The organism is Actibacterium ureilyticum (assembly GCF_002285435.1).
GTDB classification, from domain to species: Bacteria; Pseudomonadota; Alphaproteobacteria; order Rhodobacterales; family Rhodobacteraceae; genus Actibacterium_C; species Actibacterium_C ureilyticum.
The window spans coordinates 1-21,997 of the sequence record NZ_NSBT01000010.1 but is presented as its reverse complement, the minus strand read 5'-3'; the positions used below and the strand labels follow the sequence as shown (position 1 = coordinate 21,997).

Sequence of the window (21,997 nt, the reverse complement as noted above, 5' to 3'; positions counted from 1 at the left end):
GACATCAAGGACCTCACCGAGCGCTTTGCCAAGCGGTGGGATGCGGGCTTCAAGCCCAAGCTCGGACAGACCACCCACATGCTCATGTCCTTCCCCGTGGGCACGCGTGGGGAGGATGTGCGCGACATCGCGACGGACGTGGCCGAGCGGTTCTTCCAGACTGATAAGGGGCATTTCGACTACATCATCGCGGTGCATGAGGACCGGGATCACCCGCATGCGCATCTGGTGCTGAACCGCCGCTCGCAGGAAGGCGAGTTCTTCTTTCTGGGGCGCAACCACCGCTTCAACTATGACGACTTCCGTCTCGCCATGGTCGAAGAGGCCGAAAAGTATGGCGTGCGCCTGGAGGCCACGCGCCGGGTGGATCGCGGGGTTGTACATTACCCAGCCCGGACCAGCGAGATCTACGCCGCGAAAGAAGAGGGTCGCGCGCCCCGCGAGCGCGAACGCGTGGGGGCCGACCTGACGCGGACGCTGGCGGAGATTGCCAACACCAGAACCGTCTACCACTCGCTTGCCGCGGAAGCCTCGAGGGAGGCCCGCGAGGATATTGCGGCGGCGCTCTTCCGCGCGGGCGAGGTGCTGGCGCGCGGCGGGCAGGTGGACCGAACAGGAGATGTGTATATGGCCGAGGATCAAAGTTTTGAGGATTTGAGAAGCCTCTATGCGGAGAAGCTCGCCCGGGTGCAGGGCATGATCGCCGAGAAGTCTGACGCGGAACGTCCCGTGCTGGAAAAACGCCTCATCGAGATTCAGACGCAGGTCCAGCACATGCAGCCGCTCGGATTGCGTTCTCGCACGTTGTCTGAGGTGCCGTCGGAGGGCGGGGTCTACTCAGAGGCGAATATCGACACCAACCAGCTAGAACGTCTTGCCGAGCCAGGCCTGCGCTCACGGATCGACGCGGCCCTGCGCGGCACGGGGATCAGCACATCCGAAGTGGTGGCCCGGATCGAGACCGGTGCCTCGAGCGCCGCGCTGGAGCATCAATGGATCGCAGATGATCTCTCCAAGGTGGCCGAGGCGCGCGATCTGAACCTCGAACGCCGCGCCGATCTGGAACAGGCGCGCGACATTCTCAACGATGTGCATGTCACGCTCGGCACGCTCTTGGAACGGGAGAACGTGCTGCGCCGGGATGGCGTCATGGAAGCGGAACCGGTCAGCGAGCGGTTCCATTATCACCGGGACGCGGTGCGGGCGATGGAAGGGACAATCCGTCAGGAGATGCGCGCAGACGGCCTGACAGCGCAGCAGATCGAGGACCGGGATTGGGAGGTTGTATCGCGAGCGGAGCGCCGGATCGAGACGGAGCAGCGCGCGTATCTCGAAGCACACCCGGACCTGCTCGCACGCCCCGGCGATGTGATCGACCGGTCTGAACCCTACAGGGAGACCATCACCGATGCGGCCCGCGCCAGCGAGATCACCCGCGAGGTCGACCGGATCATGGAGGGACGCGACCTCCGCACGCCCGTTGCATATGCTGTCACGGATGACTTGCGCGCGCGCTATCCGGACATGCCGTCCCATCTCGCCCGTGGGCTCGGCGCGACCTATGCGGCCGTCGTCGAGATACGGGACACGGAGGCCATCAATCAGGTCCGCCGCGACAACGAGTTGCGCGAGGGGCTTGGGTCTGCCAAGCGCGACGACCTCCTCGCAGCCCGCGGTGAAACGGCGCCGCAGACTGACCGTGCCAACCGTCTTGCAGACGAGATTGCGCGTGTCCTGGAGCATGAGCGGGCGGGGGAGTTGTCCGCGCCCTTCGAGACCGAGGCGGAGCGGGACGCCTTCCGGGGCGAGATAGCGCGGGTGCTGGATGACCGCCAACTCGTGCGGCTCACATCCGGTGATGCCGATGCGCTGGACAAGGTTCTAGAGGACCGCCTCGACCGGCTTTATGTCGCCAAGGTCTACCTGCAATCCGATGCCGCGACGGCCAATACGGAGGCCTTGCGCCAGGTGGTCGATGATCTTGCCGATGCTGAGTATGAAAAACACCGCGCTGCGGACGTGGATGGCGAGAACGAGCGGGGCCAGGTCCATTGAGCGCCGCCATGGGAAAGGCGCGGATCGCCACAGGGGTCTTTCTGGTGACGCTGGTGACCGGGGCCATGGGCTACACCATCGCCTCGGCGGTGTTGACCTACCAAGATCTCGGGTTCGGGGCTGAGATCGACTTCGCCTATATCGCGCAGAATTATCTGGCGATCCTCGATCGTCGCCCGGAGGATGCCCAACTCATCCATTTGATCATCGGCAGCTTCGCCGCCGCCGGCCTAATGCTGAGCCTCGCCCTCTCAGGGTCCGCCCTCACACGCTTTGGCCAGACCCATTGGCAGTCTGCGCGCGAGATGAAGGCCAACGGGTTCTTCGGCAATCCTGGGACCGGGTTCATCCTCGGCAAGCTGGGGCCGCCGGGCTCCCGCGCCAATTACATTTGCTCGAAAGTCTTCCCCCATGCGCTGATCGTGGCCCCCACGGGCCGCGGCAAGACCACGGGGTTCGTCATTCCGAACCTGCTGACCTGGCAGGGCTCCGCCGTGACGCTCGATGTGAAGGGTGAGTGTTTCGAGGCAACGGCCCGGCACCGCGCGGCCCAAGGCGACAAGGTCTATCGCTTTGCCCCCACCGATTGGGAGGGCAAGCGCACGCATCGCTACAACCCGCTCCTGCGCATCTATCAACTGAAAGATCCCGCGCGCCAGCAGATGGAATTGCAGCTTCTCGCGACGCTCTTCCTGCAGAGCGACAACGACCGGGTGCAGGGCCTCCTCAAAGGCGGGATCGATCTCTTCGTGGCGGCAGGCCTGCTGGCCTTCCAGCGCAAGCGTCCGACCTTGGGCGAGATCTACCGCATCGCGGCCTCGGGCGGGAACAAGCAGAAGGAGTATTTCGCGCGGGGCCATGAGGTCGACAACAGGGCGGCCAAACTGATCTTCACGCGGCTGGCCTCCACCAACAACGACACGCTGACCTCTTATGTCTCGCTTCTGATGACCTCGGGGCTCGATCAATGGCAGAACCCGGCGATCGATGAGGCGACGGCGGTGTCGGATTTTGATTTTCGGACGATCCGCAAGAAGCCCTTTTCGGTCTATCTCGTCGTCCAGCCGCTGATGGTGAAGCCGCTTGCGCCGCTGATCCGGCTCTTCTTTTCCGATCTTCTCTCGGCCATGCAGGAAAAGGATCCCGGGCCAGACGAGCCGTGGCCCGTGATGATCATGCTCGACGAGTTCAATCGCCTCGGAAAAATGCCCATCGTGGTCGAGAGCATCGAGACCCTGCGCACCTATCGCGGCCACCTGGCTGTGGTCACGCAAACCATCCCCGCCCTCGATGAAATCTATGGCGAGAACACCCGCCGCGCCCTGCAGGGCAATGCCGGCGTGAAGCTCTACCTGACGCCCTCGGATGAGAAGACCGTCGAGGAGCTGAGCAAGGCGGTCGGCAAGACCACAAAGACCGTGGTCACGCGCTCACAGTCCATCGGCAAGAACCCCTTTGAGGGCCGCAGCCAATCCACACGGACCGAAGAGAGTTCCTTGCTCCCTGAAGATGAGGCCCGCCGCCTGCCCCTCGACGAGATCGTCATGGTCATCGATGCCCAAATGCCGGTCCGTGCGAAGCGGATCCAGTATTTTGACGATCGGTTGTTCAAGGCGATCCATGCGGCACAGACGGGGGAGTTGCCGTTTCCGGAGCCGGTGGGAGGAGGATCGCACGGCACGCTGCCGCTGAGTATGCGCGCCGTGCCGATGACACCGCCACCGGTCGGCCCCCGTAGTTCTGAAGCTGATGTGGAGCGGGCATACGAGGGCGTTGACAGTCAACCGTCAGGGCAATCTGATGTTGTTCCAAAGAGGACCGCGCCTGTCGTGCAAGCCGTTATCGCCGAGGAACAGCGCCAGATGGAGATGGATTTTGAGGGCCAGGTTGCGGATGTCGAGACAGTGGGGGTGGATGATGAGGCGCAGATGCGCTCTGCCGTTGATGGCTTGGACGATATGGAAGCGATGCTGCGAGAGGGGGATGTCGAAAAGCTGGTTGCTCGATAGCGTGGTGCGCATCGCCATCTTTCAGGGAGGGCGGAATCCGGTCGTTCGCCGCTTCGCAGCATGCACCTGAGGGGATCGTCAAAGCAGACATTGATCTCCCGGGAGATCTATATCGCCATTACTCGGATGCGTTCGTCAGGCAAGTTATCATTCACGGTGACTTCGGTATGAAATGGGATTCGAATGTCGGGCTGACCCGTGAAGCAGACCGAGACAACAATCATACCAATGCGAATTTTCACGGGCTGCTTTTTGATCCCATCGTTCAGGCGATTTGCAAGATGCGACAGATGTCTGCGTGTTCAAGCGCAACGGGATTTGCTTTGGTGGATGAAGCATACGCGCTCAGCTTTGCGATACTATCGAATTCTGACTCGGCAATGCCTAAATCGCACAAACTCGGCAATCCTTTGGACTCGATAAAGCAATGCAGGGCCGATGCTCCGCTCCCGCCGGGGTCGCCAAGCCCATCGGCCAGCCACCCGTTCACTTTGTCAAAACGCACAGTGTCCGCGGATAGGCGCGTCAGGGCTTCGGCATTTACGGTCAGTCCAGGGGCCAGAAGTCGGCCACAGATAGCACCATGGGGGGCACCGCGCCCACCGATGACGGAGGCCAGACCATGTATGATCCCCAAGCCGGAATTCGCCAGCGCAATGCCGCTGAGAAAGCTTGCGCGCGCCATTGTGTCCCGTGCCTGAGGATCTTCGCCTTCCATCAGCCTGTGCAATGCGGCCATGGCCGGTCGGATATTGGCCTCGCACAGGGCGTCCGTCACCGGATTGGCCCGGTTGCACAGATAGCTTTCGATGAACTGGGTGATCGCGTCCAGCCCGCTCGCCAGCGTCAGACTTTTGGGGGACCCGTCAGTCAGTGCGGGATCCACGATCGCCAGGTCCGGGACGAGGCGCGGGTCGCGAAGGCTGATCTTTGCCTCCAGTTCAGGAACGCCAATCACCGCGTTCCGCGTCGCTTCGGCTCCGGTTCCGGCGGTTGTCGGCATGGCAATGAAAGGCAACGGTTCGTTCAGCTGTCGCGGGGATGCGTTGCCCTGTTCAAGATATTCCGCGGGATCGCCCTCGCTCACGCAGAGCCCGGCAACTGCCTTGCCCAAGTCGATTATCGCTCCGCCTCCGACCGAGACAATGCACTCCGCCCTGTGATCCCGGGCGATGGCAACGGCATCACGGACGTCGTCCAGATCCGGTTCTCCGGCTGAACACACAATCTTCAGGGAACCGCCCAAGCGGGTCAATTCCGCTGCCAGTTCGTCAACCCAGGAGACCGACCTTCCCCGAACCAGCAACACACGGGATCCTATCCGTGCGATCTCATCCGCGGTCGTAACACGACAGTCACGACCGAAAATCGTGCGGTTCGGAGCGGTCAGCGCAAAACCCGTCATGCGGCGGTGGTGCTCCCGATTTCCTGGCGCACATAATGCGCTGCCATGTCTGACAAGGCGATGGGCCTGATCCGCGGCGCATGGCCCACGCTGCCGAATTGCTCGAAACGGTCGCGGCAGACGGCGGACATGGCCTCGATCCCGGGGGCGAGGTATTTGCGTGGATCGAACTCACCGGGATGTTTGGCAAAGACTGTGCGGATCGCGCCGGTCAGCGCCAGCCTCAGGTCCGTATCCACGTTGACCTTGCGCACGCCATAGCGGATGCCCTGCTGGATTTCCTCGACCGGTACGCCCCATGTCGGGGCAATCTCGCCGCCATGGGCGTTGATGATATCCTGCAAATCCTGCGGCACCGAGGAAGAGCCATGCATCACCAGATGCGTGTCCGGCAAGCGTGCATGAATCTCGCGCAAACGGTCAATCGCGAGGATCTCGCCATCGGGTTTGCGGGTGAACTTGTAGGCTCCGTGCGATGTCCCGATGGCCACGGCCAGCGCATCGACGCCGGTCAGCCGCACAAATTTGGCCGCTTCTTCCGGGTCGGTCAGGAGCTGTTCACGCGACAAGGCCCCTTCGAACCCGTGCCCGTCCTCCGCCTCGCCGCGCAGGGTTTCGAGCGACCCCAGATGCCCGATCTCCCCCTCGACCGACACACCCACCAGATGCGCCATTTCGACCACCTTGGCCGTCACCGCGACATTCTCTTCAAACGTGGTCGGTGTCTTGCCATCGGCTTTCAGCGAGCCATCCATCATGACCGAGGAAAATCCGTTGGTGATCGCCGACAGGCAGGTGGCTGGCGCGTTGCCGTGGTCTTGATGCATGCAGACGGGGATATGCGGGTAAAGCTCGATCGCGGCACGGATCAGATGCGACAGCACGATGTCATTGGCAAAGGCGCGCGCCCCCCGGCTGGCCTGCATGATGACCGGGCTTTGGGTGGCGTCCGCTGCTGCCATGATGGCCAGCATCTGCTCCATGTTGTTCACGTTGAACGCGGGCAGCGCGTAATCATGTTCCGCCGCGTGATCGAGCAGCTGACGAAGGGATACGAGAGCCATGGGAGGGTCCTTTCCTCAGGACGCGGCCGAACCGGCGTCCGCAGTATGATATTGTGCAATTCGGTCCACCTCGTTGGCGGAACCAAGGATGACCGGCACGCGCTGATGATGGCCCGTGGGCTGAAGATCGAGAATGCGACTATGGCCGTCCGTGGCGGCGCCGCCCGCTTGTTCCACCAAAAGCGCCATCGGGCTAGCCTCGTAGAGCAAACGCAGTTTTCCACCTGCTGCGCGGTTGCCGTCATCTACCGGGTAGAGGAACACGCCGCCGCGCGTCAGGATACGGTGCACCTCGGCCACCATCGACGCGGTCCAGCGCATGTTGAAATCGCGCCCGCACGGGCCGGTCATCCCAGCCGAGCATTCATCCACATAGCGCCGCACAGGTGCGTCCCATAGACGATAGCGCGAGGCGTTGATGGCGAACTCGGAAGTTTCCGCCGGGATCGTCATGCGCGGATGGGTCAAGCGGAAATCGCCGGTGCCGTATTCACAGGAAAACCCGTAGACGCCGCTGCCCACGGTCAGGACCAGCATCATGGTCGGGCCATAGATCGCGTATCCCGAACAGTGCTGCGCGTCCCCAGCCTTGAGCACATCGCGGTCGCCATCCGTGCCCACGGTACAGATCGAAAAAATCGAGCCGACCGACAGGTTCACGTCGATATTCGAGGATCCGTCCAGCGGATCGTAGAACAGGAGATAATCGCCGCCCTCCGGCTCCTTGAGCCAGACCGCGTCTTCACGCTCTTCGCTGACCAGCGCGGCAAGACGCGGCGAGCTTTCGCAGATCCGGGCAAAGACCTCGTCGGCGATCACGTCGAGCTTTTTCTGATCTTCGCCCTGCACATTGGTGTCCCCGGCAAGGCCGTGATTGCCTTCGAACGCCGCGTTGCGCAGCCGGTTGCCGATCACACGGCAGGCCGAGGCGATATCCTCGATCAGAAAAATGAGATTGGGATCAAGCCCGCCGGGCTCGGCATAGCGGGTCAGGAAGCGGCGCAGGGTGATCGGTTCGGACATGATCAGAAACTCATCGTCGCGCTCACGGCCCGTTGCCAGGCGGCATATTTTCGGTCGCGGTCCTCGGAGCTCATCGACGGCTCGAAGCTGCGCTCCAGCGCCCAGGTCGCGGCGAAGCCGTCCATGTCGGGATAGATCCCGGCGCGACTGCCTGCGAGCCAGGCCGCGCCAAGGGCGGTGGTTTCCAGCACCTTGGGCCGGTCCACGCGGGCGTCGATGATGTCAGAGAGGAATTGCATCGTGTAATCCGAGGCGCTCATGCCGCCGTCGACCCGAAGCACCGCGTCGCTTGCCCCGCCCATATCCGCCTGCATCGCTGCCAGAAGATCGCGGGTCTGGTAGCCCACGCTTTCCAGCGCCGCGCGGGCTAACTCTTCAGGCCCAGAGCCGCGGGTCAGGCCAAACACCGCCCCGCGGCATTCGGCGTTCCAATAAGGCGCGCCCAGCCCGGTGAAGGCCGGCACAAGCACCACGTTTTGAGCCGGATCTGCGACGTCTGCCAGCGGTTGGGTTTCCTTGGCCTCGCGGATGATCTTCAGCCCGTCGCGCAACCATTGCACCACGGCACCGGCGATAAAGATCGAGCCTTCCAGCGCATAGGTCGGCTTGCCGTCCAGCTGATAGGCGATGGTGGTGAGCAGCCGGTTTTGTGACCGAACGGGCGTGTCGCCCGTGTTGATCAGCGCGAAACAGCCCGTTCCATAAGTGGATTTCAACATCCCCGGTTCGAAACAGGCCTGACCCACGGTGGCCGCCTGCTGATCACCCGCGATGCCCAGGATCGGGATCGGGTGGCCGAAAAGATCGGCACGCGTTTCGCCGAAATCGGCGGCACAGTCGCGCACCTCGGGAAGCATGGACATGGGGATGTTCAGCCGGTCGCAAATCGTCCGTGACCAGCGCCCTTTGCGGATGTCATACAGCATCGTGCGCGCGGCATTGGTGGCGTCGGTGACATGCTGCTTGCCGCCGGTCAGGTTCCAGACCAGCCATGTATCGACCGTACCAAAGACCAGCTCTCCGGCCTCGGCCCGGGCGCGGGCACCTTCAACGTTGTCGAGTATCCACGCCAGCTTGGTGCCGCTGAAATACGGGTCCAGCAACAGCCCGGTGCGGTCTGTCACCACCTCTTCGAACCCATCGGCTTTCAGCGCCTTGCACATGGACGAGGTGCGCCGGTCCTGCCAGACGATGGCATTGTGGATGGGCTTGCCCGTGGCGCGGTCCCAGACCAGCGTGGTTTCGCGCTGGTTGGTGATGCCGATGGCGGCAATATCGGCTCCGCCGGATTTCTCGATGGCCGCCCGGCAGGTCGCCGCCGTGGTCGCCCAGAGATCGTCCGGGTCATGCTCGACCCAACCGCTGTCGGGGAAATACTGGGGGAATTCTTCCTGCGCCGAAGCAACGGCCTGCATTGCCGCGTCATACACAATCGCCCGCGTCGATGTCGTGCCCTGATCAATGGCCAGAATATGGGTCATGACCGCCTCTCCTTAAAGCGATGTAGCGATGCACCGAACCGGTGCGGAGTTTGTGGGGGATTGAATTGGCCGAGGCCCCGTAGGGCCCCGACCGGGGAGGAAGGCTTACTTCCAGGACGCGATCAACGCATCGTAGCTGACGGTCTGGGGCTCTTCGTCCTCGTTCTCAAGCTTGGCGTAAGGGGCGCCGGGCTGGGCGAACCAGTGCTCCGCATCCATCTCTTCGTTCAGCTTGGGACCGATGTCACCCTGGATACCGGCGCGCTCCAGACGCTCAAGAACTCGCTCCTGGTCGGCGCAAAGGCTGTCCAGTGCTTCCTGTGCGGTCTTGGCACCGGACATAGCATCACCGATATTCTGCCACCACAGCTGGGCCAGCTTCGGGTAATCCGGAACGTTGGTGCCGGTCGGGGACCATGCCACACGTGCCGGGGAACGGTAGAATTCCACCAGACCACCCAGTTTGTCGGCACGCTCCGTGAAGCTGTCATGCTGCACGGTTGATTCGCGGATGAAGGTCAGACCCACATGGGATTTCTTTACGTCCACGGTCTTGGAGGTGACGAACTGGGCATAGAGCCACGCGGCTTGCGCGCGATCCACCGGGGTGGATTGCATCAGCGTCCAGGAGCCAGCGTCCTGGTAGCCGACCTTCTGGCCTTCTTTCCAGTAGACGCCATGCGGGCTGGGTGCCATGCGCCATTTCGGCGTACCGTCCTCGTTCATCACCGGAAGACCCGGCTTGACCGTGTCGGCGGTGAAAGCGGTGTACCAGAACATCTGCTGGGCCACGTTGCCCTGGGCCGGGATCGGGCCTGCCTCGGAGAAGGTCATGCCTGCGGCGGCGGGCGGCGAGTACTTGTTCAGCCACTCGATGGCTTTTTCCACTGCGTAGACAGCTGCCGGAGAGTTGGTTGCACCGCCACGGGCCACACAGGAACCGGTCGGCTGGGAGTTTTCGTTCACACGAATGCCCCATTCGTCAACGGGCAAACCGTTGGGCTCACCCACGTCTCCCATGCCAGCCATGGACATCCACGCATCGGTGTAGCGCCAGCCTAGCGAGGGGTCTTTCTTGCCGTAGTCCATGTTGCCAAAGACTTCGCCTTCGACACCCAGATGCGACAGGTCGCGCCCGGTGAAGAATTCCGCGATGTCCTCATAGGCCGACCAGTTGACCGGAACGCCGAGATCGTAGCCATAGGCCGCTTTGAAGTCCTCTTGGTTTTTGGGGTCATTGAACCAGTCATAGCGGAACCAGTAGAGGTTCGCGAACTGCTGGGTCGGCATCTGGTAGACTTTGCCATCCGGACCGGTGGTGAAGCTCAGGCCGATGAAATCTTCCAGATCCAGGGTCGGCAGAGTCACCGCCGCGCCTTCGCCTGCCATCCAGTCGGTCAGGTTGCGCACCTGCTGGTAGCGCCAGTGGGTGCCGATCAGGTCGGAGTCATTGACATAGGCGTCATAGATGTTTTCGCCCGACTGCATCTGCGTCTGCAGCTTCTCGACCACGTCACCTTCGCCAATCAGGTCATGTGTGACTTGGATGCCGGTGATCGCGGTAAAGGCCGGGGCCAGCACCTGAGATTCGTACTCATGCGTGGTGATGGTCTCGGAAACGACTTTGATCTCCATGCCCTCGAACGGCTTGGCAGCGTCGATGAAGAACTGCATCTCCGCTTCCTGCTCGGCGCGGCTGATCGACGACAGATCGCCGATTTCCGCATCGAGGAACGCTTTGGCGGCGTCCATGTCGGCAAAGGCAGGTCCCGCAAGGACCAGCAGCGCCGCTGTGGTGGATTTGAGGTTGAGGTTCATTGGTTTTGTCCTCCCATTTTGAACCGATGAATGAGGAAGTTCGAGACGTGGACGGGTCTCCTCCTGTCCCGGCCACGGGTGCCTGTGGCTACACCCAGCGGAACACCGCGGCGGCGTAGATCAGGCAGACGATGAGGGCGTAAGGTTGTTGCGCCCCAACGATCCCGAGCCAGGCCAGATTGATAAAGGCCGAGCCCAGAAGGGTGATGAAGAGCCGGTCGCCCCTCGTGGTTTCGATCCGCAGAATGCCCGTGCGGGGCGTTTCCGGGAATTTAATGGCCAACACCGTGAAGGTGATCAGCAGCGAGGCGATGACGGCGAAGAAGATCGCGGTCGGCCAGGTCCATGCCATCCAGTCCATTGGAAATCCTCCCTTTCTTCAGGCTTACACGCGACCCAGGGCAAAGCCCTTGGCGATGTAGTTGCGGACGAAGTAGATCACGAGCGCGCCGGGCACGATGGTCAGGATACCGGCAGCCGCCAGCACGCCCCAGTCGATGCCCGATGCCCCTTGGGTCCGGGTCATGATCGCGGCGATGGGTTTCGCATCCACGGTGGTCAGCGTGCGGCTCAAGAGCAGTTCCACCCATGAGAACATGAAGCAGAAGAACGCGGCGACCCCGATTCCGCTGGCAATCAGCGGCGTGAAGATCTTCACGAAGAAGGCGCCAAAGCTGTAGCCGTCGATATAGGCGGTCTCGTCGATCTCCTTGGGCACGCCGCGCATGAAGCCTTCCAAAATCCACACCGCGAGCGGCACGTTGAACAGGCAGTGCGCCAGCGCCACGGCGATATGGGTGTCAAAGAGGCCCACCGACGAATAGAGCTGGAAGAACGGCAGCGCGAAAACCGCGGGCGGTGCCATCCGGTTGGTCAAGAGCCAGAAGAACAAGTGCTTGTCGCCCATGAAGTGATAGCGCGAGAAGGCATAGGCTGCAGGCAGCGCCACCGCGAGGCTGATCACCGTGTTCAGCGTCACGTAGATCAGCGAATTCACATAGCCCATGTACCAGGCCGGATCGGTCAGGATCGTGGCGTAGTTGGCGAATGTCAGGTCACGCGGGAACAGAGTGAACTCGTTCAGGATCTCGGTGTTTGTCTTCAGGCTCATGTTCAGCAGCCAGTAGATCGGCAGCAGAAGGAACAGGAGATAGAGGGTCATCACCACGAGACTGCTGTTGATCTTGGGCAGAGACAGCCCGCGGGATGAGAATTGGTTTACGGTCATATCGGCCATGGATCAGCCCTCCCGCTTTTCGAGGTTGGTCATCACGGTGTAGAACACCCAGGAGATGAGAAGGATCACGAGGAAATACATGATCGAGAAGGCCGCGGCCGGTCCAAGGTCGAACTGTCCCAGCGCCATCTTGACGAGGTCGATCGACAGCAGCGTGGTTGCGTTGCCGGGGCCACCGCCGGTGACGACGAACGGCTCGGTATAGATCATGAAGCTGTCCATGAAGCGCAAGAGAATCGCGATCATCAGCACGCCCATCATCTTGGGCAGTTCGATGAAGCAGAACACCTTCCAGCGCGACGCCTGGTCGATCTTGGCCGCCTGATAATAGGCGTCGGGGATCGACTTCAGACCGGCAAAGGCCAGCAGCGCCACAAGCGAGGTCCAGTGCCATACATCCATGACGATGATCGTGACCCAGGCCGCTAGAATGTCCTGCGTGTAGTTGTAGTTGATGCCAAGCGCGTCCAGCGTGTAGCCCAGCAGGCCGATATCGACGCGACCAAAGATCTGCCAGATCGTGCCGACCACGTTCCATGGAATGAGCAGCGGCAGCGACATCAGCACGAGGCAGAAGGACGACCAGAAGCCCGATTTCGGCATGTTCAGCGCCACGAAGATGCCCAGCGGGATCTCGATGGCCAGGATGATGCCCGAGAACATGAGCTGACGGCCAAGCGCGTCCCACATGCGCTCCGAGCGCAGCATTTCTTCGAACCATTCAAGCCCGGCCCAGAAGAACTGGTTGTTTCCAAACGTGTCCTGAACCGAGTAGTTGACCACGGTCATCAGCGGGATCACCGCCGAAAAGGCCACCAGAAGCAGCACAGGCAAGACGAGAAACCATGCCTTTTGATTGACTGTCTTTTCCATTACTTCGCCCCCTCCCCGGACGAGTGCGCCACGGGGCGCGCGATTTGTGCGGATGCCTGATCGAGGAAACGGTCAACCATTTGGATCTGGCGTTCCATGATCTGTTGCGGTGTCAGGATCGGACGGCCCTCCATCACGCGGCCTCCCGTTGACGCGCCAGTCATTGGCGTAAACATTGACGCGGTTCGCATCGAATGTGACCCGGTTCATATCAGCGCTGATATGGTCGTCTTCGCCCGCGATGATATTGATATCGCTGCCAAAGAACTCGGCGCGGATGATCTTGTGACGGCCCACATCCTCGACACGGCGCACCTTGACCGGCAGGCCTTCGGACTGCGACAGGCGCGCGAATTCCGGGCGTACGCCGATCTCGACCTTGCCATCCAGCGGCTTGTAGCCCTGCGCGAGCTCGACATAGGAGCCGTTCACATAGGCCTTGTTGCCGTCGATCCGCGCCGGGATCACGTTCATGCCGGGCGAGCCGATGAAATAGCCGACGAAAGTATGCTCGGGACGCTCGAACAGCTCTTCGGGCGTGCCGATCTGCACAACGCGACCGTCATACATGACCACAACCTTGTCGGCGAAAGTCAGCGCCTCGGTCTGGTCATGGGTGACGTAGATCATGGTGTGCCCGAAATCATGGTGCAGCTGCTTCAGCTGGGTGCGCAGTTCCCATTTCATATGCGGGTCGATCACGGTCAGCGGCTCGTCAAACAAGAGCGCGTTCACGTCCTTGCGCACCATGCCACGGCCCAGCGAAATCTTTTGCTTGGCATCGGCGGTGAGACCGCGCGCCTTTTTGCGCAGCATGTCTTCCATGCCGATCATGCGGGCGATTTCCTGAACGCGCTCCGCGACATAGCTCTCGTCCCTGCCACGGTTGCGCAGCGGGAAGGCAAGATTGTCATGCACGGTCATCGTGTCGTAGACGACCGGGAACTGGAACACCTGGGCAATATTGCGTTCGGCGGTGGGGGCGTGTGTCACGTCCTTGCCATCAAACAGGATGCGGCCCTGGCTCGGGTGCAAAAGCCCCGAGATGATGTTGAGCAGCGTGGACTTGCCACAGCCCGACGAGCCCAGCAGCGCATAGGCTTCGCCGTCGGTCCAGTCATGGTTCAGTTCCTTCAGCGCAAAGTCATCTTCGCTGCCCGGATTGGGCAGGTAGGAATGCGCGAGGTTATCAAGTGTGATCTTGGCCATGGTTCCCTCCCTCAGGCCGCGAGCGCATAAGCGGCAGGTGCCACCAGCTTGCCGTCTTCGCCAAAAATGTAGACATGGCGGGGGTCCAGCCAGACATCGAGCCGCGCGCCCAGGTCCAGCTCATGCACACCATGGATCAGACCGACCCAGCGCTCGCCGAAATGGTCGAGATGCACGAAGGTCTCCGACCCGGTCAGCTCGGTCACCGACAGTTTGGTGGCGAATTGCATGACATCCGGAGAATGCTGATTGATTTCCAGATGGTTCGGGCGGAACCCGGCGGTGTAACGGCCATCGGCCAGTTCCGCGAGCTTGCCTGTCGCCGCCGCGCTCTGACCGTCGCCGAACATGATCCGGTTGCCGGTCTTGGAAATCGGCAGGAAGTTCATCGGCGGGTCCGAGAACACCCGCGCCGTGGTGGCATCCACCGGCTGGCGGTAGACCGACGGGGTCGGGCCGAACTGGGTGATGCGGCCTTCGGACAGGGTGGCGACATTGCCGCCCAGCAGAAGCGCCTCCTCGGGTTCCGTGGTGGCGTAGACAAAGATCGAGCCGGAAGCTTCGAAAATTTTCGGAATCTCGACCCGCAGCTCTTCGCGCAGCTTGTAGTCGAGGTTCGCAAGCGGCTCATCGAGCAGCACCAGACCGGCATTCTTGACCAGCGCCCGCGCCAGCGCACAGCGCTGTTGCTGACCGCCTGACAACTCCAGCGGCTTGCGCTCCAGCATCGGGGTGAGCTTCATCAACTCCGCGGTTTCGCGCACGCGGGTGTCGATCTCGGCCTTGTTCACGCCCATCAGCTTCATCGGCGAGGCGATGTTGTCATACACGCTCATCGACGGGTAGTTGATGAATTGCTGATACACCATCGCGACCTTGCGATCCTGAACCCGCTGTCCGGTCACATCCTGATCGTTCCAAAAGACCTGCCCCGTGGCGGGCACATCAAGCCCGGCCATCAGCCGCATCAGCGATGTCTTGCCCGACAGGGTCGGTCCAAGCAGCACATTCATCGTGCCTTTTTCCAGCGTCAGATCCGTCGGGAAGATATGGGTCTGCCCCTCGACGGTCTTTGATACGCCTCTCAGTTCCAGCGTCATCAGGTCCTCCTCCTTATTCCGCCGCCGCGGGTGATGGATGGCGGCGCTGCGCCATCCAGTCGTCAAGTGCCTGGACCTGCTCTTTGCTCAAACGCAGTCCCAGTTTGTTACGCCGCCAGATCACGTCTTCTGCCGTGCGCGCATATTCATGTGTCATAAGCCAAGCGATCTCGGCCTCAGTCAGCGTGGCGCCAAAATCCTGACCCATATCAGAAGCTTGCTCCGCATTGCCAAGGATGTCGGAGGCTTCCGTGCCGTAGGCGCGTACCAGCCGCCTGGCCCAGAAATCGCTCAGGAACGGGAAACGGGATTGCAGATCGGCCATCAGGCCCGCCACGCCATCCACCGGGAAATCGCCACCAGGCAGGGGAACGCCCGCAGTCCATTTGCCCTTGGCCAGCGTCAGGTGCTCCCCGATTTTGTCCATCGCGCTTTCCGCGAGACGGCGGTAGGTTGTGATCTTGCCGCCAAAAATATTGAGCACCGGCGCGCCCGCGCTGGTATCGACCTTTAGCGTATAGTCCCGCGTCGCCGCCGTGGCGCTGCTAGCGCCGTCATCATAAAGCGGACGCACCCCGGAATAGGTCCAGACCACATCATCGCGGGTCAGTTGCTGTTTGAAATACTGGTTGGCAAAGCCCAGCAGGTAGTCCTGTTCCTCGGGCGTGCATTCCGGTTTGACCGACGGGTCGGCATGTTCCGCGTCGGTGGTGCCGATCAGGGTGAAATCGGTCTCATAGGGGATCGAAAAGATGATCCGCCCGTCGGTGCCCTGAAAGAAATAGCACTTGTCGTGATCGTAGAGTTTGCGGGTCACGATGTGGCTGCCGCGCACCAGCCGCACACCTTCGCGCGAGTTCAGCCGCACTTTGGTCTGGATGATGTCGCCAACCCACGGACCACCGGCATTTACCAGCATCCGGGCATAAAAGGTTTGCAGATGGTTGTTTTCGGTATTGCGCGTTTCGATGCGCCAGATGCCGTTTTCGTTGGTCGCGCTGACCACCTGCGTGCGGGTCATGATATGTGCACCACGCGCTTCGGCGTCACGGGCATTGAGCACGACAAGGCGCGAATCCTCGACCCAGCAATCGGAATATTCATAGGCTTTGGCAAAGCGATCCTGCAGCGGCGCGCCCTCGGTGGTGCCGGTCAAATCCAGCGTTGCCGTGCCGGGCAGGATTTTGCGTCCGCCCAGATGGTCATACATGAACAGCCCCAGCCGGATCAGCCATGCGGGCCTACGCCCTTTCATCCAGGGCATGAACAGGCTGAGGAGTTTCGAGGTTGGCGTATCCGACTCAAAACGCATATCCTTATGATATGGAAGCACAAAACGCATCGGCCAGCTGATATGCGGCATCGCCTTCAACAGTGTTTCACGCTCGATCAGCGCCTCGCGCACCAGCCGGAATTCGAAATATTCGAGATAGCGCAGCCCGCCGTGAAACAGCTTGGTCGACGCCGAAGATGTGGCGGAAGCAAGGTCGTTCATCTCGGCCAGCGCCACCGTCAGCCCACGGCCCGCCGCATCCCGGGCGATACCGCAGCCATTGATGCCGCCACCAATGATGAACAGGTCAGTGATTTCCGTATCGTTCGGGTGTTCCACGCGATTCTCCTCCAAGCGCGTTGTGCCACATTTGTGGCGAAATCACCGACATATCGCAACAACTATTTGTTCGTTGGTGTTCGGTTTTACACTTTTACCCGTTTATCAAAGGCTTATCTGGCGTAAATCCGAGCGATTACAGCCAGCACAGCGCCAAACAGAAGAATTTTTATTGCCTTTTCATTCGTTTTTCGCGATTCTCCTACCCCAAACCGGCATGGACCCGGCCACAAACGAACATTGGTGAAAAGGAAGATCATGTCGCAAACATTCCGCCATCCCGAAATTCTTGAGATCGCGCGTCGTGAAGGCAAGGTGACGGTCGAAGGGCTGGCCCGGCATTTTGACGTTACACTGCAGACCATTCGCCGAGACTTGACCGACCTTGCCGATGCGGGTCGGCTGGAACGGGTGCATGGCGGGGCGGTCTTGCCGTCAGGCACGACCAATATCGGCTATGAAGAGCGCCGTGCCCTCAAAGCTGAAGAAAAACGCGCCATGGCCCGCGCCTGTGCCGCCGAGATCCCCAACGGCATTTCGCTGTTTCTCAATATCGGCACGTCAACCGAGGCCGTCGCACAGGAACTGATGCATCATGAAAACCTCATGGTGGTCACGAACAATATGAACGTGGCCAACATTCTTGCCGGCAACAGGGACTGCGAAATTATCGTGACAGGTGGCCAGCTGCGGCGCGCCGATGGCGGTCTGGTCGGCAATCTGGCCACGGAGACCATTCGCCAATTCAAATTCGATCTGGCGGTGATTGGTTGTTCCGCGCTCGACGTCGAGGGCGATTTGCTGGATTTCGACATTCAGGAAGTGACCGTCAGCCAGGCCATCCTGCGCCAATCCCGCAAAACCTATCTGGTAGCCGACCAGTCAAAGCTGTCGCGCAGCGCCCCGGCGCGGATTGCGTCGCTCGCCGATATCGACACATTTTTTACGGATAGGCCGCTGCCCAGAGATTTGGCTGCGTCATGTGACGCGTGGCGGACAAAGATCGTCGTCGCTGATCAGTAACGCCGCATGCCATAGCGCGCCCCGAAATCGGGAAGGCGCCGCAACGCGGGACGTGGCCAGCTGCGGCCGCAGCTTTCCGTTTTTCATTGGCATATCTATAGCTTCTCATATGCAGCGAATGGCAGGAAAGCGGGTTGCCACCGCAGCATTTTCAGGAGGTGCACTAGGGCGGCTATGGGCCGTCTCGACATGACGTTCAAGGTCCTTTTGTTCTTGTCTCTTTTGCAGCCGACTAGGTCTCTTCGATTGGTTTCAGCTTTAGATCCGCTGCGGACAGGGCAACCGCGACGTTAAGCTTCTTACGGGCATTTAACACCTCGTCTGATATGTCATATTCCGCCAGAGCACCAATGAGTGCAGCTCGCAATGCCCTCAATTCAGCAGTGCCGCCACGAAATCTATCTTCGCTCAAGTTGCTATAGAGAGATAGGGCACGCATTGCATCTGGGACTTTGTCCGACAACGAGGGATGATCAACGCCTAGTTTTCGAGCATTACCCATTGTGACAAAATGCTCAGCCAACTCGGCGATACCATCCCTAAAATACTCCGCGTCACGTCCTTCAATAATCTTTTCCGCATCGATCTCCAAGCGCCCGTCATCGACCAATCCACCGATCCCTTCTGCAATGGCGCGAATGTCGTTAGGGAGGTCAGCAAGGCTCATCGAAACGCTCTTGAGACTTACTGCGACATCTTTGTAAGAGTGAGTGAATTCGAGCTCGATGACACCAGAGCCCTGAAAAAACTCCGAGGAAATTTTTTGTAATTCGGAGTATGCTTGGTCCGTGACCTCAAAGTACTCGTCTACCAGAGCCTGGTCTTCGCCTGATAGCGTATACATAAATCCGTCTATCGAGCCTTGGAGACCATAATATTTCTCCATAGCTTGCTTTACAGCTTCAGCGTCGGAAAACTGAGGCAGGATTTCATAAAATCGGTCAATCCAACTAGTGTCCAACTTAATTTCGTCATTCTCCAATACTGTTGACCAAAGTGCAGGCGCGAATTCGTATGATATGGAATTGACACTAGCCATTGGGTGTTCTGGGCCATACCTGTCCAGTTCAATCATTGTACGACCCATTGCACCGTTCTTGCCACTTTGAAGAGCCAACAGGTAATCTATCGATGCAAATCGACCGGTCATCAGGTAGCTTTGTGCTAGCGCGCAGTCGACGTGGGATAGCGCTTTCTCTAGAAGGTACCTTCCTAAGTTGTTTTGAGCAGGTTGGTTTTGAATGTCATTGAGTGGACGGAGGGACGGACTTCCGGTCAATTCGCTCAAAAATTGATGGAACTGATGAGATCTAAGTGCCAAAGTTCCTAGACGCCAAACGAGACCGATTTCGAGAAGACTTGGAGGCAAGGTTCCGTCCCAAGTATGCTTCAGTCCAAGGTCTAGTTTTCCGAGTTGCGTCTGATCATATACGGAGCAGTAAGTTCCGAACTCTGTGAGGATCCGAGGATCGCGCTTTGTTCCACCGTGCATCCAAGCTGTTCGACATAGCGTATAGCGACGCTCGTCTTCGTCGCGAAGTTTACCTGATGCGGAACTTCCAACCTCAAAGTAATTTACATGCCCCTCTGTTTGAATTTCAGCGCGCGCACCGTCTCGATAGGTTGTTTGCAGCAACACCGGATGTATCTGAGACAAAGGTCTAAGGACAGTTCTTAAGCTGCTAAGTCCGCGTGTCACATCCCCTGTGTAACCGGAAAAAAATGTCTGCAGCATGTCATAAGTGACTCCATTGCTGCCACGTAAACGCTCGAACTCAGCTACAGCATCTTCTAGCAGAGCAATTGGACCTGTAGTTGCGCGAACGATCAAGCCCCTGTTCAACAACACAGCGTCCAATGTTGCTAAGCCTAAACCAAATAGAGCGGCTTGATTACGTTGAATCGCATAGACCGAATCCGAGAGCCGATCCAGACTGTCAAATATAACCCGTTGGTTCTCCATGATTTGTTGGTTCTGCTTAAATATTGTACTTAGCGCATTCATGACGGCTTTATGACGTGCCGCCGCAGGGTCTTTGCGTTTGCGCCCGGCAAACAATGTGATCAAGTTGGCTGCTGCGGTAATTGCCTGTGCCGGATTTGTTTTAATTCCGACATACAACATGGCTGCATTTGAAACGATCGCGACGGCCTTGTTTAGATCTGCGGCTGTGTCTGCTGGCAGACCAAGGGCTTCAGCGGCAGAAACTACTGACTGCGCCGCGCCGGTCGCAGCAGTGATATCCTTGCCAAGTTGCTTTATTCTTTCTTGATCAGAGGGCTTCAATTGGCCTTGAGCCTCCAGGCGGACGATAATTTTTACAAGCTTGGCCGAAAGATCGACAGATGCCTGCATGTCCCTCTTCTTTTGCTCAATTACTGCTCTTGCAGCTTTCGTCGCGAGTTGAGCGTCTTTGGCTACTTGTTTGGCCTCTTGAGCATCGTATGGCTGATTCAGATCTTCCGGTGTCTCTTCGGCATTTGCGGCTGGGTTTGCCTCTACTAACGATGTCATAGCATCGAGCATTCCATGAAGGACTTCCTCGCGCATATCCGGATCCAGATCAGAGAAGTCATCTCGAAGCAAAGCTTGAGCTCTTTTGATGTTAGCCTTGACTCGTTCCGGATCGCCAATTGGGAAGAGCATACCATACGGTCGGTCATCTTCCATCATAAGCCTGCGAATAGCGTGGCGAGCCAAAGCCGCTCGCTTTTTCGCCTGAACTTGAAGAACACCGTGCTCTAGGATAGCGCGCTGCCCCTCTAGGAGTTTGGTAGCAGCGTAAATCGCGGTCCCCTCCATAGGAGTGAGGCGTGGCACCAAGCTAAGACCATAAATCATCGCATCTAGAGGGCCTGTCACGATGTTGCGTTCGATCCAGTGCTTTGTCACCAGCTCGTCTTGCGCGCTACGAAGATCTCGTAGCGTTTCCTCCCAGGGGTTAGAAGCTTCAAAAAAAACGGACAAGGGATCAAGATCTGGAGCTTCCTTGATCAGCAATTCCACGGTCGTTAGATTAGCTCCCGATGATGGACGGAGACCGGGTGACACTTGGGCAAGCTCTTGGTGAGCAGTGATCAAGTCCCCATCTGAACCGCTCCGCCAATCGGACAATTCGGCAGGTGATTTCAATATAGGCAAGGCAAACTCCTAACTCGGCAGCGCTTCGAAATCCGAAAATCAAAATACACGTAGTGGGTCAAAGCTTAGCATATCAGAAGCTCAACACACGCTTGCTAGAGAAGTATTTTAGCCTGCCGCGAATGTCCGGTTCGGTGAAGCTGCACTGCAGCATGGCCGGACAAGATGAATGGCCGGTATGGGCCGCCCGCGAAGACGGCCCAAGTTGCTAGATTTCAATGGCCTCTGCAATCGCAAGGGCATCTTCCAGTTCCACGCCGAGATACCGGACGGTGCTGTCCATTTTGGTGTGCCCAAGTAGCAGCTGGACCGCCCTCAGGTTGCCCGTCTTCTTGTAGATCTGGGTCACCTTTGTTCGCCTCATCGAATGCGTTCCGTATGCGCTGGCCTCCAGACCGATCGACGTGACCCAATCTCGGACGATCCGGGCGTACTGGCGTGTCGAGATGTGCAGACGTTCATGGAACCGACCCGGCCAAAGGTACTCCGAGCCGACCATGAGCTCATCTTCCATCCACTTTTCGACAGAGGCGCGTGTGCCCTCGGATATCTCAAATCGCACAGGTTTCTGGGTTTTGCTTTGAAGGACCGATGCCCGTTCTTTGATCTGACCAGACGCCATGACGTCGACGACTTTCATCTTCACCAGGTCGCAGCCGCGCAGTTTGCTGTCGATGGCCATATTGAACAGCGCAAGGTCGCGATGGTTCTCGGCCAGTTCAAGTCGAACGCGGATTGCCCAAACGTGTTTGGGTTTCAAAGGCCGCTTCTGACCAACGATGCGACCCTTGTTCCATGCGGGGCGAAGCGCACGAATGGCCGGTAAGTTTGGTGTTTCCATGACTGATCCTCCGATCCGCCATGCCCTCCCACAACGACAACCCGACGTTGACGATGCCACCATATCACAGGATGCTGCGTCGCATCCGAGGTCGGCTTGGAGCCC

Annotated in this window: 16 protein-coding genes; 3 read left to right on the top strand and 13 right to left on the bottom strand. The window is 59.4% G+C overall.

Annotated elements, in window-relative coordinates; translation table 11 throughout:
- Positions 1-2,055, top strand: a 2,055-nt coding sequence (locus tag CLM60_RS01945) for a relaxase/mobilization nuclease domain-containing protein (RefSeq protein ID WP_095587548.1), incomplete at its 5' end; no start/stop codon positions are given.
- Positions 2,056-2,063: 8 nt separating this feature from the next.
- Complete coding sequence (locus tag CLM60_RS01940; protein ID WP_095587547.1) at positions 2,064-4,064, top strand: type IV secretory system conjugative DNA transfer family protein; 2,001 nt, start codon at positions 2,064-2,066, stop codon at positions 4,062-4,064.
- A gap of 265 nt (positions 4,065-4,329) precedes the next feature.
- On the opposite strand, the gene CLM60_RS01935 is transcribed toward CLM60_RS01940, so the two are convergent.
- From CLM60_RS01935 to glpD, 11 genes are all read right to left on the bottom strand, one after another.
- Entirely contained in the window at positions 4,330-5,469 is a 1,140-nt protein-coding gene (locus CLM60_RS01935) for an iron-containing alcohol dehydrogenase (RefSeq protein ID WP_095587546.1), read from the bottom strand.
- The gene (fba, locus tag CLM60_RS01930; RefSeq protein ID WP_095587545.1) at positions 5,466-6,533 is read right to left on the bottom strand and encodes a class II fructose-bisphosphate aldolase; all 1,068 of its coding nucleotides are present in this window, start codon (positions 6,531-6,533) and stop codon (positions 5,466-5,468) included. The genes CLM60_RS01935 and fba overlap by 4 nt, the downstream gene beginning before the upstream one ends.
- A gap of 15 nt (positions 6,534-6,548) precedes the next feature.
- Positions 6,549-7,556, bottom strand: a complete 1,008-nt coding sequence (locus CLM60_RS01925) for a class 1 fructose-bisphosphatase (RefSeq protein ID WP_095587544.1) — start codon at positions 7,554-7,556, stop codon at positions 6,549-6,551.
- A gap of 2 nt (positions 7,557-7,558) precedes the next feature.
- The gene (gene glpK / locus CLM60_RS01920) at positions 7,559-9,037 is read right to left on the bottom strand and encodes a glycerol kinase GlpK (RefSeq protein ID WP_095587543.1); all 1,479 of its coding nucleotides are present in this window, start codon (positions 9,035-9,037) and stop codon (positions 7,559-7,561) included.
- Between the two features lie 105 nt (positions 9,038-9,142).
- The gene (locus tag CLM60_RS01915) at positions 9,143-10,855 is read right to left on the bottom strand and encodes an ABC transporter substrate-binding protein (RefSeq protein WP_095587542.1); all 1,713 of its coding nucleotides are present in this window, start codon (positions 10,853-10,855) and stop codon (positions 9,143-9,145) included.
- A gap of 88 nt (positions 10,856-10,943) precedes the next feature.
- Positions 10,944-11,216 carry a DUF2160 domain-containing protein gene (locus tag CLM60_RS01910; protein ID WP_095587541.1) on the bottom strand — a complete coding sequence of 91 codons (273 nt, stop codon included), beginning with the start codon at positions 11,214-11,216 and terminating at the stop codon, positions 10,944-10,946.
- A gap of 24 nt (positions 11,217-11,240) precedes the next feature.
- Positions 11,241-12,083 (bottom strand): carbohydrate ABC transporter permease, encoded by an 843-nt coding sequence (locus CLM60_RS01905; RefSeq protein ID WP_407648171.1) that lies wholly within the window; start codon positions 12,081-12,083, stop codon positions 11,241-11,243.
- Between the two features lie 12 nt (positions 12,084-12,095).
- Positions 12,096-12,965, bottom strand: coding sequence for a carbohydrate ABC transporter permease (locus CLM60_RS01900; protein WP_095587539.1), 870 nt, complete (start codon positions 12,963-12,965; stop codon positions 12,096-12,098).
- A 72-nt stretch (positions 12,966-13,037) separates the two neighbouring features.
- A complete protein-coding gene (locus CLM60_RS01895; protein ID WP_095587538.1) occupies positions 13,038-14,174 on the bottom strand; it encodes an ABC transporter ATP-binding protein in 1,137 nt (378 codons plus the stop codon).
- Positions 14,175-14,185: 11 nt separating this feature from the next.
- A complete protein-coding gene (locus CLM60_RS01890) occupies positions 14,186-15,274 on the bottom strand; it encodes an ABC transporter ATP-binding protein (RefSeq protein WP_095587537.1) in 1,089 nt (362 codons plus the stop codon).
- Between the two features lie 13 nt (positions 15,275-15,287).
- Positions 15,288-16,886, bottom strand: a complete 1,599-nt coding sequence (gene glpD, locus CLM60_RS01885) for a glycerol-3-phosphate dehydrogenase (protein WP_095587536.1) — start codon at positions 16,884-16,886, stop codon at positions 15,288-15,290.
- Positions 16,887-17,144: 258 nt separating this feature from the next.
- Here glpD and CLM60_RS01880 point away from each other — a divergent pair, with 258 nt between their 5' ends.
- Complete coding sequence (locus CLM60_RS01880; protein ID WP_095587535.1) at positions 17,145-17,909, top strand: DeoR/GlpR family DNA-binding transcription regulator; 765 nt, start codon at positions 17,145-17,147, stop codon at positions 17,907-17,909.
- Positions 17,910-18,141: 232 nt separating this feature from the next.
- Here the strand turns inward: CLM60_RS01880 and CLM60_RS20590 are convergent, their stop codons facing one another.
- Complete coding sequence (locus CLM60_RS20590) at positions 18,142-20,916, bottom strand: hypothetical protein (protein WP_141246442.1); 2,775 nt, start codon at positions 20,914-20,916, stop codon at positions 18,142-18,144.
- Positions 20,917-21,259: 343 nt separating this feature from the next.
- The gene (locus CLM60_RS01860) at positions 21,260-21,892 is read right to left on the bottom strand and encodes a tyrosine-type recombinase/integrase (protein WP_093037018.1); all 633 of its coding nucleotides are present in this window, start codon (positions 21,890-21,892) and stop codon (positions 21,260-21,262) included.
- Between the last annotated feature and the right edge of the window lie 105 nt (positions 21,893-21,997).